Origin of the sequence: Clostridium sp. AF19-22AC (assembly GCF_003479085.1) — a bacterium.
In the GTDB taxonomy this organism is placed as follows: Bacteria; Bacillota; Clostridia; order Lachnospirales; family Lachnospiraceae; genus Faecalicatena_A; species Faecalicatena_A orotica.
The window spans coordinates 1-12,524 of sequence record NZ_QUGN01000026.1; the positions used below are offsets into that span (position 1 = coordinate 1).

General features: G+C 40.0%; 13 protein-coding genes. 9 read left to right on the forward strand and 4 right to left on the reverse strand.

Features of this window, described 5'->3' with window-relative positions:
- Nucleotides 1–254: 254 nt before the first annotated feature.
- The 9 genes from DWX43_RS22040 (at nucleotide 255) to DWX43_RS22080 (ending at nucleotide 8,865) form a co-directional block, all read left to right on the forward strand.
- Complete coding sequence (locus DWX43_RS22040) at nucleotides 255–1,406, forward strand: Gfo/Idh/MocA family oxidoreductase (protein WP_243099442.1); 1,152 nt, start codon at nucleotides 255–257, stop codon at nucleotides 1,404–1,406.
- Between the two features lie 36 nt (nucleotides 1,407–1,442).
- On the forward strand, nucleotides 1,443–1,907 hold the full coding sequence (locus DWX43_RS22045) for a VOC family protein (RefSeq protein ID WP_109733290.1): 465 nt from the start codon (nucleotides 1,443–1,445) through the stop codon (nucleotides 1,905–1,907).
- A 42-nt stretch (nucleotides 1,908–1,949) separates the two neighbouring features.
- Nucleotides 1,950–2,768 carry a TIM barrel protein gene (locus DWX43_RS22050; protein WP_118621883.1) on the forward strand — a complete coding sequence of 273 codons (819 nt, stop codon included), beginning with the start codon at nucleotides 1,950–1,952 and terminating at the stop codon, nucleotides 2,766–2,768.
- Nucleotides 2,769–2,823: 55 nt separating this feature from the next.
- Nucleotides 2,824–4,182, forward strand: coding sequence for an ABC transporter substrate-binding protein (locus DWX43_RS22055; protein ID WP_118621884.1), 1,359 nt, complete (start codon nucleotides 2,824–2,826; stop codon nucleotides 4,180–4,182).
- Nucleotides 4,183–4,250: 68 nt separating this feature from the next.
- Nucleotides 4,251–5,132, forward strand: a complete 882-nt coding sequence (locus DWX43_RS22060; RefSeq protein WP_118621885.1) for a sugar ABC transporter permease — start codon at nucleotides 4,251–4,253, stop codon at nucleotides 5,130–5,132.
- Nucleotide 5,133: 1 nt separating this feature from the next.
- On the forward strand, nucleotides 5,134–5,922 hold the full coding sequence (locus DWX43_RS22065; protein WP_118621886.1) for a carbohydrate ABC transporter permease: 789 nt from the start codon (nucleotides 5,134–5,136) through the stop codon (nucleotides 5,920–5,922).
- A 46-nt stretch (nucleotides 5,923–5,968) separates the two neighbouring features.
- Nucleotides 5,969–7,579, forward strand: coding sequence for a glycoside hydrolase family 43 protein (locus tag DWX43_RS22070; RefSeq protein WP_118621887.1), 1,611 nt, complete (start codon nucleotides 5,969–5,971; stop codon nucleotides 7,577–7,579).
- 25 nt (nucleotides 7,580–7,604) lie between these two features.
- Complete coding sequence (locus tag DWX43_RS22075; RefSeq protein ID WP_118621888.1) at nucleotides 7,605–8,348, forward strand: SDR family oxidoreductase; 744 nt, start codon at nucleotides 7,605–7,607, stop codon at nucleotides 8,346–8,348.
- 55 nt (nucleotides 8,349–8,403) lie between these two features.
- Entirely contained in the window at nucleotides 8,404–8,865 is a 462-nt protein-coding gene (locus tag DWX43_RS22080) for a VOC family protein (RefSeq protein ID WP_182440793.1), read from the forward strand.
- Between the two features lie 85 nt (nucleotides 8,866–8,950).
- Here the strand turns inward: DWX43_RS22080 and DWX43_RS22085 are convergent, their stop codons facing one another.
- From DWX43_RS22085 to DWX43_RS22100, 4 genes are read right to left on the reverse strand one after another with little or no spacing between them, the layout of a single operon-like run.
- On the reverse strand, nucleotides 8,951–9,760 hold the full coding sequence (locus DWX43_RS22085; protein WP_118621890.1) for an ABC transporter permease: 810 nt from the start codon (nucleotides 9,758–9,760) through the stop codon (nucleotides 8,951–8,953).
- A complete protein-coding gene (locus DWX43_RS22090; RefSeq protein ID WP_118621891.1) occupies nucleotides 9,735–10,574 on the reverse strand; it encodes an ABC transporter ATP-binding protein in 840 nt (279 codons plus the stop codon). The genes DWX43_RS22085 and DWX43_RS22090 overlap by 26 nt, the downstream gene beginning before the upstream one ends.
- Before the next feature lie 20 nt (nucleotides 10,575–10,594).
- Nucleotides 10,595–11,404: an ABC transporter permease gene (locus DWX43_RS22095; RefSeq protein ID WP_118621892.1), complete on the reverse strand. Its 810-nt coding sequence runs from the start codon at nucleotides 11,402–11,404 to the stop codon at nucleotides 10,595–10,597.
- Between the two features lie 22 nt (nucleotides 11,405–11,426).
- Nucleotides 11,427–12,386, reverse strand: a complete 960-nt coding sequence (locus tag DWX43_RS22100; protein WP_118621893.1) for a metalloregulator ArsR/SmtB family transcription factor — start codon at nucleotides 12,384–12,386, stop codon at nucleotides 11,427–11,429.
- Between the last annotated feature and the right edge of the window lie 138 nt (nucleotides 12,387–12,524).

A 12,524-nucleotide genomic window follows, 5' to 3' on the forward strand; every position in this document is an offset into this window, starting at 1 on the left:
ATTTAGTCCTGCACTGGAATTTACTTTTTCAATTCAGCTTTAAAGAACAATATGCATACAAAATTAACAAAAATACGTAAAAACACATGATTTTTATGGACACAATATCAAGTCTGCTATAGGAACATAACAAAATATGCACATATGGTACACAAGTTTTTAAAAGAAATTTGTGAAAAAGTTAGATACTATATAAATAGAAAAACACATTGCAAAATGGTTTGTAGAAAATTCAGCAGAAAAGGAGAATGACTTTGAGAATATTTAAAATAGGCATCCTTGGTTCCGGAGTGATTAGCAGAACATACCTTGCCGATATAAAAGCATTTTATAAAAAGCTGGATGTCATTGCCTGTGCAGATATTAATATAGAACTTGCGCAGAAACTGGCATCGGAGTTCGATATAAAAAAGGCATACACCCCGGAAGAATTGTTAAACGATGATGAGGTTGAGATTATCATAAATCTTACGCCGCCGCAGTTCCACGTTGAACTGGGCAGACAGATCATAATGGCCGGAAAGCACCTTTTCAGTGAAAAACCATTTGCCCCCAGTCTGAAGGAGGCAAAGGAAGTTCTGGATCTGGCAGAGGCAAAGGGCGTCAAGGTCGGATGCGCACCGGATACTTTTCTTTCATCCGGGCTTCAGAGTCTGAGATATTATCTGGATGCCGGCCTGATCGGGAAGCCATTCTTTTTAACAGCAAACATGACAACCTTCGGTGTGGAAACATGGCATCCGAACCCAGTACCTTTTTATAAAAAGAACAGCGGCCCCCTGTTTGATATGGCGCCGTATTATCTCTCTGCAATCGTCTCACTGCTCGGTCCTATAGAAAGCATTGCCGCTTTTGATGCGACAGCCGGCAGGACAAGGCACCTCTATGTAGGGCCGCATGCGGGAACAGAGATAGAAACAGAGGTTCCAACTCATTATTCTTCTATATTAAGATTAAAGAGCGGCGTCGTTGTGAACCTCAACGTAAGCTTTGATATTTACGGTTCAAACCTTCCCATGTTTGAAATTTACGGAGACGGCGGCACACTCACCTATCCGGACCCGAACTACGGCGGCGGCACTCCGAAAGTGTACCGTAAAGAACAGTACACAGATACAGTTTACCAGAAAACTGAAGAAGCTCTCGCCAGAAAAGAGAAGTTCTATGAGCTTCCGGAATTATATCCCAGAGTAAAAGATTATTCAAGGGGCATAGGGGTGCTCGACCTTGCGGATGCGATAGAGACAAACTCAGAAAACAGGGCAAATGGAACCTTAATTATGCATATTACCGAAGCAATAGAGGGAATCATGATTTCTTCTGAAATGGGTGAGTTTTACAAAATGAAAACTACCTGCGAAAGGCCAGAGCCTTTAAAACCAGGTGGATTTATAGATGAAATTTAATTTTTAATTGGGTAAAACCCAGGAAGGAGACAGAACATGTCAGGAGTAATAGGAACAAAATTAGTAGCACAGGTAGGATTTATTGTAAAGGATGTTGAGGAGACAAAGAAGAAATGGGCCGAATTTTTAGGTGTAGATGTCCCGGAGACACAGCCAATCGGAGATTATGAAGTTACAGGAACACAGTTTCAGGGTGAGCCTGCCCCGAATGCCTATTGCTGGATGGCCTTCTTTGATGTTGGCCCGGGACTGCAGCTTGAATTAATCCAGCCGAACGAGGAGCCTTCCACATGGAGAAACTACCTCGATGAAAAGGGTGAAGGAATCCACCACGTTGCATTTCAGGTAGAGGATTCAAAAACTGCCGTCGTTAATATGGAAGCAGCCGGCATGACACTGGTTCAAAGAGGTGTTTATGGTGATGGCAGCGGAGAATATAATTATTTCGATGCTCCGGACCTGAAATGTGTAGTTGAACTTCTCGAAAGTTATAATAAATAATACGAGATACACGAACCGGAATAGAAAGGCGTGATATAAAATATGAGACTTGGGACATCTTCACCATTAGAGCACAGCAGCCCGAAAGACTGGGCTGTGAAACATAAAACTTTAGGTCTTGGATCTGTCAACTTTCCACTCTCTTACAAAGACGACGATGCACTTATCGACGCATATGTGAAAGAAGCAGAAAAAAACGATCTTATGATCGCAGAAGTTGGAGTCTGGCGCAATACACTGGATTTAGATAAAGACGCACGCAAAGAGGCTATAGAGTATACAATTGGCCAGTTAGAACTTGCGGACAGGATCGGTGCCCGCTGCTGTGTGAATATTATAGGAGCAAGAGGTCCCCGCTGGGACGGCGCCTATAAAGAAAATTTTTCAAAGGAAACATGGACACTTGGTGTAAAGACAATTCAGGAGATTATTGATGCGGTAAATCCCCAAAACACATATTTTACGATTGAGTCAATGCCATGGATGTTTCCAACCGGACCCGATGAATATCTTCAGCTGCTTGAATCTGTGGACAGGGACCGGTTTGCCGTTCACATGGATATTTTTAACTGGATTACGACGCCGAGAAGATATTTTTTGAATGAAGAATTTATAAACGAATGTTTCGAGAAGCTGGGCGAGCATATCAGAAGCTGCCACCTGAAAGATGTCAGGATGGAGGAGAATTATACCCTGTTTTTCAGAGAAACGAATGTCGGTAACGGCGGGATAAATATCAGATATTTGATCGAAAAAGCATTATCCTTTGATGATAACATGCCATTCATCATTGAGCATCTTAATACAGATGAAGAATATTTAAACAGTGTTTTGAAAGTAAAGACTCTAATGGCGCTTTAAGCGTTTGTAAAATAGAGTAGGCACTTAACAAGCAGGTAAAAAAGGAGGAAAAGAAATGGAAAAAAGAAGAATTGCAGCAGCAGGCTTAGCAGCCTTAATGGTGATGACGTCAACTGTGCTGGCCGGGTGCGGCAGCAGCAAACCGAAAGAAGATACATCAACGGAAACATCAGGCGAAGTTGTCTGGTGGGGATGGACTCCGGGGTCACCGGCAAATGAAGAATATATTGCCGAGTTTAACAAAGAATATCCGGACATCAAGGTAACATGGAAACAGACCACAATCGATGATTATGATGCAACTATTAAACCTGCCTTAGCTAATGGCGAGGGTGTTGATGCTTTTCAGGTTTCAGCGGGATCAGCAAACGGCGGGATTCAGGTATTCGGCGGACAGGCTATTGATTTAACCGATGCTGTTAAGGAAGCCTTAGGTGATGATTATGAGGATAAACTCAACGAGGCGTCTATTACAACCATGACGGTCGACGGGCAGTTGAAAGGACTGGGAGTCGGAAGTGTATATGCAGGAAATCTCTGGATCAACCAGGACCTTTTTGATAAATACAATGTAAAAATCCCTACTAACTATGACGAGTGGAAGGAAGCATGCCAGACCTTTAGAGATAATGGTATTGAAGGTTTCGTCCAAGGTGCAGGGCAGGGTGCATTTAACATGGATACCTTCCATGCAATCGCTGACAATGTAGAACCGGGGCTTTTTACCAAAGCAGCAAGGGGCGAAGCAGAGTGGACAGATGAATCCATCGTAAAAGCTCTGGAGTTGTGGAAATGCTTATTCGACGACGGAATTATGCAAAAAGGTGCTCTTGGTATCCAGCAGTACCCAGAGGCAAACAATCTGTTTATGTCCCAGAAAGCAGCCATGGTTATGATGGGCTCCTGGTATACATCCAATACGCTGCCTGAAACGATGAAGGTTGCAATCGAGTCCGCAGCATCATCAGAAGAACCATTTACAATGATACCGATCGAATTCCCTGATATCGCAGGAACAGGAAATACAGGCTCCATGTTCGGCGATTTGGACTACTCAACAGCGGTATCTGCGACATCAGAAAACATCAAGGCAGCAACTACATTTGCCGTTTGGCTCGGAACTTCTGAAAGCGGACAGCAGATGATTGCTGACACACTGAACGTTGTTCCTTCACTGAAATCTATCACTCCAGATTGGGATAATGTAAAACTGGTAAATCCTGAGAAGCAGAATAACGAAATTAAAGATTATATTGAAAATGCTATGAACAGCGGAGATAACCCGCGCTTTGGAGCAATCAATGCAGATATGAATCAGGCAATGATGGATGTTCTGGCCGGCGTGGCAGGTGGGACAATGACTCCGGAAGACGGGGCTGCCCAGCTTGCAGCAACTCAGGCTGACAGTGAATAAGGGACCATATTTTGACAAAGGGGGCCGTTTTATGGCCCCCTGCCAGTTAGAACTGAGGAGATTTAAATATGAAAAAGAATAAAGCAAAAAAATCCAGTAAGATGAATGGACTCCCGTGGATTCTTCCGGCATTTATTTTTGTTGTAGGTATTATATATTATTCCATATTTTATACATTTGACCTGTCTACATTAAATTGGAATGGTCTTGACCCGATTCAGACAAAAGTAGGGATAAGCAATTATACGAAGGTGTTTTCTGACTGGGTTTTCTGGAAAGCTATTACAAACACAATTGTTTATTTCATCGTTACATTTTTAGTCCAGAATTTTTTAGGCTTTATATTTGCCGCAATTCTGCATACAAAAGTAAAGCTCGCCACACTGCATAAGTGTTTGATTTTTATACCGACAATTCTGGCTCCTGCAACAATGGCACCGGTATTCAGACTTCTGTTTTCACCTCAGGGGCTTCTGCAGGATATATTTAACTTGTTCCATCTCGGTATCACTGTTGACTGGCTGTCGAAATCAAATTCAGCGCTGATTATCCTTATGATGATCGCTGTATGGCAGTTCACAGGAATGAGCTTCATTTTATATTATGCGGCAATGAGCCAGATTGATAAAGAAATGCTTGAGGCATCGCATCTGGACGGGGCAGGAAATATCAGAACGCTATTCAGTATGGTACTTCCGAACTGCAAAGGCACTATCATTTCTTTAGCAATGCTTGGAATCATTGGAGCTTTAAAGACATTTGACATACCGTATCTGGTTACAACCGGCGGGCCGAATCATGCAACAGAATTTCTGGGTACCTATATTTACAGACAGGGGATCAGGCAGTCTCATCTTGGCTATGCAGCAGCAATATCAGTAGTGCTCCTTGTACTGGCAATCTGTGGCGCGCTGCTTATCAATAGGATGAATAAAGGGGAGGAGTCGTAAAATGTTTGAAGTTAGAAGTTTAAAAAACAAAGTTATTTTACAGATTGTTCTGCTGCTGATGACAATACCTTATGCGATTCCACTCATACAGATGTTTCTTGGTTCTCTTGGTGGAACAGGTTTTTCAAATTATAAGGCAGTATGGGACACAGGTGTGGTTCCGACCTATTTTAGAAATTCACTCATCATCACAGCAGGTGTCATTATACTGGTGTATATCTTCAGTATGACAGCCGGTTTTGGATTTGCAAAACTACATATATTTGGAAAAGAAGTATTTTTCTGGATGATTCTGATTGCGTTAACTTTACCGGAAGTCATTATGTTATCACCTTTATTTGTAACATTTCAGAAGATGCACATGTTTAATACCTTCTGGGCAGTCATTTTGCCAAGTGCTGCACTGCAGCTGCCGTTCTCAATTCTGCTTGCACGAAATTTTGCCACCGGAATTCCGGATGAATTGATGGAGGCAGCAAGAATTGACGGTGCGAATGTCCGTTCCATGTTTTGGTATATCATCCTCCCGCTTACCAAACCAATTGCATCTTCTATTATTGTTTTGACATTCATCAACGCATGGAATTCTTATCTCCTGCCGCTTCTGTTCCTGCAAAGCCCGAGCATGCAGACAGTAACACTGCTCCCACAGTATTTCCAGGGCGAGTTTACAAATGACCAGACTAAAATACTTGCGGCAGCCGTAATTACTGCAATCCCAGAGATTATTGTTTACCTGTCCATGCAGAAGAATTTTGAAAAGGGCATGAGTGCCGGAGCGTTGAAATAGTTAGGAAACAAAAGGCATTCTATTTAAAATATAAAGGAGAATAAAGATGAAAATAATGAATCCGGTTCTTACAGGTTTTCACGGGGACCCGTCTATGATCAGAGTGGACGATACTTATTATATTGCGTCTTCCACATTCGAGTGGTTTCCCGGTGTCAGAGTTCATGAATCGAAAGATCTTGTACATTGGAATCTGACCACATCTATTCTGGACAGTGTAGAACTTCTTGACATGGAAGGCAATCCATGCTCCGGCGGTATCTGGGCGCCTGACCTGTCCTATGCTGACGGAAAGTTCTGGCTCGTCTACACAGATGTAAAAGTGGTAGAAGGTGCGTTTAAGGATATGTATAACTACCTTGTAACCGCAGAGGATATAAAAGGTCCCTGGAGCAGTCCCATTAAGCTGAACGGTGTTGGTTTTGACGCATCTCTTTTCCATGATGATGACGGGAAAAAATATCTCATCCAGCAGACATGGGATCACCGTGAATATAACAATCCCTTTAACGGACTGACCCTTACAGAATATGACGTGGTCAGCCAAAGGCTGAAACCAGAGACCGCAAAGACCGTATATGAAGGTACGAATGTAAAAACAGTTGAAGGACCGCATATCTATAAAATTAATGGATATTATTACATATTTGCAGCACAGGGTGGAACAATCTGGACACATCAGGAAGTTGTTGCCCGCTCAAAGAATCTGACCGGACCTTATGAAACAGAGCCGGACGGCCCATTCATAACCAACTTCGACACGCCCGACCATTATCTCCAGAAGCAGGGACATGGCTCCCTTGTCGAGACCCCTTCCGGAGAATGGTATTATGCTTCTCTTTGTGCAAGACCGCTCCACCATGCGACAGAAAATATTTATGATCCGAGAGGCTGGTGTCCGCTTGGCCGTGAAACAAGCATCCAGAAGGTCTATTGGGATGACCAGCATTGGCCGAGGATCGAAGGCGGGCACGGCGGCCTGAAGGAAGTGGATGCCCCGAAGGATGCCATATATACGGAGGCACCTGAAACCAATGCCGTTTATGATGATTTTTCATCGGATAAGCTGAATGGTGAGTGGAACACACTGCGGGTACCTTTTTCTGGGAAAATGGGAAAGACTGGAGGCGGAAAACTTGAATTAATAGGCCGTGGCTCTCTTTCAAATAAATTCGACCCATCCTTTATTGCAAGAAGATGGAAAGATTTTGAGTTTGAGGCTGTGACAAAGGTAAAATTCAACCCCTGCGGCTATCAGGCAATGGCAGGTCTTGCAAATTATTACAATAGTGAGCACTGGTCCTGGATCTTCATTACAAAAGACGATGAAGGCAATAATGTAATTGAAGCTGCCGAGTGCGACAATGGCAGATACACTTCTGCCCTGAAAGACAACGCTGTGAAAATTCCAGAAAATGCCGAATGGATATGGTTCAAGACAGTTGTCGATCATCTGGACTATTTTTATGAATATTCCTTCAACGGGAAAGATTGGAACAGAATACCTGTGAAATATGATGCCATGATTTTGTCTGATGATTATGTGAATTCCCATTACGGCGGCTTTTTTACAGGAGCATTCGTAGGTCTGGCCGCGGTTGATTATTCCGGCTATGAATCCAAAGCAGAATTTGAATTCTTTGAGTATATCGTTTAGACACAGAAAGGTTCGGTAGAAATTTATGAATAAATTATTGGATAAAGAATTGTGTGTTGTTACAGGTGCTGCAAACGGGATCGGCAGGGCTATCGCAGAACGTTTTATGAGTGAAGGCGCCGATTTGATTGTAGCTGATTATGATCTGGAAACCGCTAAAAAAGTATATGAGGGAAACAGTCAGGTTATCGATATTCTGAAGGTTGACGCAACCAAGGTAGAGGATCTGGAGAAAATAGCCGAGTCCGTAAAAAAAACAGGGCGTAAAGTCAAGGCAGTACTTCCGATTGTCGGAAACGGACCTCAAAACCCGATCCCGGAAATCACTCCGGAAGAGTTCCATCTGATTATGGATTTGAATGTTTTTTCTGCCTTTTTCACAGTACAGAAGCTTATTCCGTTTATGTCTGATAAATCCGCAATCGTTCTCATCTCATCCATTGCAGGTTTTCAGGGCGGGAAAAACGCCATCGTTTATAATGCGGCAAAAGCGGCGGTCAGGTCTATGGCCCGTTCTTTCACAGGCGAGCTTGCCGAAAAGGGGATCCGGGCAAATGCCATAAGCCCCGGACCGACAGAGACACAAGGGTTTACAGACTTTGTACATGACAATGACGAGATACGGAACAATATCATTTCACAGCTCCCTATCGGTCATATCGGAAAACCCAGCGAAATCGCGGCAGTTGCATTATTCCTGGCATCCGATGAATCGTCTTATGTGACAGGTGCTGAGATCATTACGGACGGCGGTTTTACGAATAAATAGACCGGGTAATCAAAGAAACAAGTAAATAATAAAATATTACATGAGGGAGACAACAATGGCATTATCATCAACGAATATCGTTAAAGTAATTGTAGTGACAGACGATTTAGAAAAAACAGCTGCAGCATATAAAACACTGCTGGGAACCGGGAAAGGGCCGGAAGCGCAGGATGGAGAACACAAAGAGGTAAGAACACCTTTTACGAAGTATAAAGGTGCTGATATTACAGATACACCTATGAAAGTGGAGAGTGTTTTCAGTGATAATTTCTGGTTCGAAATTATCCAGCCTCTCGGAAACAATGATCCCTGGGCAGACTGGTTAAAAGAACACGGCACGTCAATCTGCTCCATCTGCCTGTTATCAGACGGACCTCTGGAAAATGATGAAGAGATTGTAAAAAATGCAGGCTTCGAATCCATTTTTAAACAGGAAAAGGGGTATGAGGCTTACGAATATTTCGATACATCGGATGCACTTGGCGTATTAGTCGAGGTGAAAGAACAGTATATATAGATTAAACAATCCGCAGCCTATTTGTTAGAATGAGATTAGAAAAGGTACTACCGATAGACGGTTAGGTAGTACCTTATTATTTTACTTAATAGAACTGTAATTCTCCCGTTTTTCTATTGTGCTTTTCAACTTTACGTATTAAAAAAAATGTTATCATAAACATTACTATTAAACAAATTATTAATTCTATTAAATCAATACGCCAATTTTGCTCTCCAACTTTTATCTTTAGCACAAACCGAATAATATTAATACAATAGGTCAACGGGAAAAATAAAGAGAGAATGTGTGCCCATTTCGGAAAACATTCTCTTGGTATTCTCGTTCCTGAAAACAATACCATTGGAGTATCAAACACATTCATAATAATTGATGCGTCTCTGGAAAACATAAAAATAGCATTCAACATTCCACCCCAGATTGTTGACGATATCATCAATAACACAAAAACTAATGGCAGTAAAAAGATGTTATATATTTGAATTGTATTAGTATAAAACAAAATAAAAATGCAAAAACAAGAAAACATCCATGTCTCCTGCATCAGCGCACCGAGTGCTTTTCCATAAAGCATTGCCATTCTATTCGCAGGTGAAAGAAACGTTATTTCCAATGTACCTCCTGTGCGTTCCTGATGTGCCATTGACCATGCATTCTGCACCATTGACCAAAAACACGTATATGCCATAAAACCTGTCCCCAGAAAAGCTAACAGTTCCCTATGGCCTGATATCCCCATATCCCCTGAAAATTCAAACGGTTTATATGTATAGTACACCTCAAAGAATCCTAAAACAGGCCAAATTAGCAGTGATAAATATACATATGCAGAGTGGTAATCATGCCTCTGTTGTTTCACAATCTCTGCTTTAATTACCAATACAATCTTTTTCATTCTTCACCTCCCGCGAATCCTGAATTATTTTCATAAGTATTTCTTCTAATCCCGGCTCTTGAAGAACTAATTTGGGTTTACAGTCAAATAACGCTTTCAGTTCTCCCTTCGTACCCCGTGCAATAATTTCCCCTTTATCTAACACATAAATATAATCGCATAATTCTTCGGCCTCACTAATATAGTGCGTTGTTAATAATATTCCTTTATTCTTTTTCTTTGCTAACCCAGCTATGACATTCCGAATTTCCTTTGCAATAACAATATCTAACCCCAGTGTTGGTTCATCTAAAAAAATGTATTCCGGATCATTAATCAGCCCTCTTGCAATTTGCAAACGCTGTTTCATTCCTTTCGAATATCTCTCAACAGGAGTATCTGCCGCCGCTTCCAATCCTACTACCTTTAGTAATTGTTCGATTTTATCATTTAATTCCTTACCACTTAATCCATATAAATTCCCAAAAAATTTCAAATTTTCTTTTGCAGTCAATCTCCAATATAAATTTCTTTCTCCGCCAGAAATAACATTAATCTTCTCTTTTACCCACAAATGCTCTTTTACCGCATCAACTCCATTCATTGTAATACTTCCAGATGTTGGCTCAATAATAGATGCCAGCATACGAATTGTCGTCGTCTTCCCTGCTCCGTTTATTCCTAAAACGCCAATAATTTTTCCCTGCGGAATTTCTAGTGAAATATCCTTAACTGCCCGTACAATTTTTTTACTTTTTGCCTGAAACATTCCCCTTTTTTCTTTAACTACATATTCCTTAGTCAAATTTCTCGCCACTATTTTCTCACTATCCATTTTTGCTCCTAACCTGTAATTTATCCAAATATATTTTCCACTAACTTCCGTTCCATCGTTTTATACCATACGATTCCAATTATCAGATATACAAACGATAAAATAATAATTTGTGATACCAATACATGATTTTCCATCAGATTTTGATTACCTATTACTACGTTTCGGAATAAAGTCACTGCAGGTGTTAATGGAAAAATCTGTGCTAGGTTCTGTATATAAAGTGGTAAATATTGAATGGGGTAAACTATACCACATACTAAACTCATTGTGACAAACAACGTGTTTTGTGTTAAATATGTATCTCTTGTATATAACATTACCGATGATAACGTTATTCCCATGCAAAAAAAACTTAATATTGCTAAAATAATGACTATAAATACTTTCAATGAAAAAAAATATTTCAAATTTGCACCCAACAGAATGCCTATTATTAACACTGTTCCAAATTCTAATAATGCCCGTGTTGTTTGTTCTAATAAACAGCCGAGAAAATAATACTTTCTCGGGGCCGGAGACAATAATAAAACTTCTAAAGTTCCCTCTCTTAATTCAGTTATAAGAGCCCGGCCTATATTCATCAATGTAGAAACAGCTAAAACATTTAGCGCAGAACCTAATACAATATAAGTCATATAGTCAGCCCCTTCTGTATATTTGCTGAAGTCTGCATTTATATTTCCATACATAAGGTAATAGTATATAAAATATGGAAAAACAATCTGTGTAACACCAGTTAGTATTCTTGAAACCATAAATGACCACGGTACCGCTCTAATAATTCCTGTTCGGATTTTTTTATACGTCGAAAAAATTACCCTCCACATCTTCTCCACACCTCCTCATATTCTAAATTAACATTGTTTCATAAAATTTATATGGAATAAAATCAATTACTTCCATTCTAAATTCATATTCTATATAAACTCCTTTTCTTATCTTTCGCACCAGACCAGCCTCCAACATAATCTTTAAATGTTTCGATATTGCCGCCTCACTTAACTGCATTTTTTTGGCTAACGCTTGTGTCGTACATATTCCTTGTAATAATAGTTGAATTATTTTCAGTCTTGTTTTATCTCCTAACGCTTTGAACACATTCGAAAATTCTTCCGGAATATCAGCTTTTATATTCTCAACCATTACACTCTTAACCATTTCTAACCGATATTTATTATTGCTCATCCACAAATGAGGATATACAAATGTGCTCGCCGTAATAGTCACACTATCTATTTCCTGTTTCCCATATTTATATTCTTGATCTTTTTTATACACAATTTCATTTTGTGTTATTTTTAACCTTGAATGAATTCTTTCGCACCAACTCCATACCCCTTCTTTTTTACATTTGTCCCTTTCTCTTTGTAAAATTTGTAAAATATATTGCCGCAAAATCGTTTCTTCCATTTTAAAAGAATATGTATAATACCTTTCTATCACATCTAATATTCTATTTCTTTCTTGGATACACATTTCTTTTCCTGTTTCAGAACATTTAACCCATGCATTCCATTGATAAATATTCTTTTTGCGAAAAAAGATAAGCATATCCGGTATTTCTAACTGAGATATCTCTTCCCATTTTTCCGAATCAATGACTAACAGCCATGAATCCGTTAAACAGCTCAATTCTCTTATTTCTTTTATCAAATCCGGATATTCTTCCTCTTTCAATTTTGCCCATTTCTTTCGGGATATATGATGCTCTGGATTAGCCAATACATGCATTGAAAAAAACAGTTCCCATACCGCCGAATAAGAAATTATAAATTTAGTCCCCTCATAAAAGAACGTATCCAGTATCATAATACATTTCCTCCAATTAACTAACCGGTTAATTAGTACATCTTTCTCTTAATGTACGTGTATTATATTGATGATGTTTATCTTTGTCAATATTTATTTTCTCCTTCTGGTAATTTCAAAATGAAGTAATGCTAAAAA

Bases quoted from the DNA above. Each gene is read 5' to 3' on its own strand.
- DWX43_RS22070 (WP_118621887.1), top strand. From the start codon at position 5,969: ATGAAAATAATGAATCCGGTTCTTACAGGTTTTCACGGGGACCCGTCT.
- DWX43_RS22085 (WP_118621890.1), bottom strand. From the start codon at position 9,760: ATGAAAAAGATTGTATTGGTAATTAAAGCAGAGATTGTGAAACAACAG.
- DWX43_RS22065 (WP_118621886.1), top strand. From the start codon at position 5,134: ATGTTTGAAGTTAGAAGTTTAAAAAACAAAGTTATTTTACAGATTGTT.
- DWX43_RS22090 (WP_118621891.1), bottom strand. From the start codon at position 10,574: ATGGATAGTGAGAAAATAGTGGCGAGAAATTTGACTAAGGAATATGTA.
- DWX43_RS22100 (WP_118621893.1), bottom strand. From the start codon at position 12,386: ATGATACTGGATACGTTCTTTTATGAGGGGACTAAATTTATAATTTCT.
- DWX43_RS22075 (WP_118621888.1), top strand. From the start codon at position 7,605: ATGAATAAATTATTGGATAAAGAATTGTGTGTTGTTACAGGTGCTGCA.
- DWX43_RS22055 (WP_118621884.1), top strand. From the start codon at position 2,824: ATGGAAAAAAGAAGAATTGCAGCAGCAGGCTTAGCAGCCTTAATGGTG.
- DWX43_RS22060 (WP_118621885.1), top strand. From the start codon at position 4,251: ATGAAAAAGAATAAAGCAAAAAAATCCAGTAAGATGAATGGACTCCCG.
- DWX43_RS22045 (WP_109733290.1), top strand. From the start codon at position 1,443: ATGTCAGGAGTAATAGGAACAAAATTAGTAGCACAGGTAGGATTTATT.
- DWX43_RS22095 (WP_118621892.1), bottom strand. From the start codon at position 11,404: ATGTGGAGGGTAATTTTTTCGACGTATAAAAAAATCCGAACAGGAATT.
- DWX43_RS22050 (WP_118621883.1), top strand. From the start codon at position 1,950: ATGAGACTTGGGACATCTTCACCATTAGAGCACAGCAGCCCGAAAGAC.
- DWX43_RS22080 (WP_182440793.1), top strand. From the start codon at position 8,404: ATGGCATTATCATCAACGAATATCGTTAAAGTAATTGTAGTGACAGAC.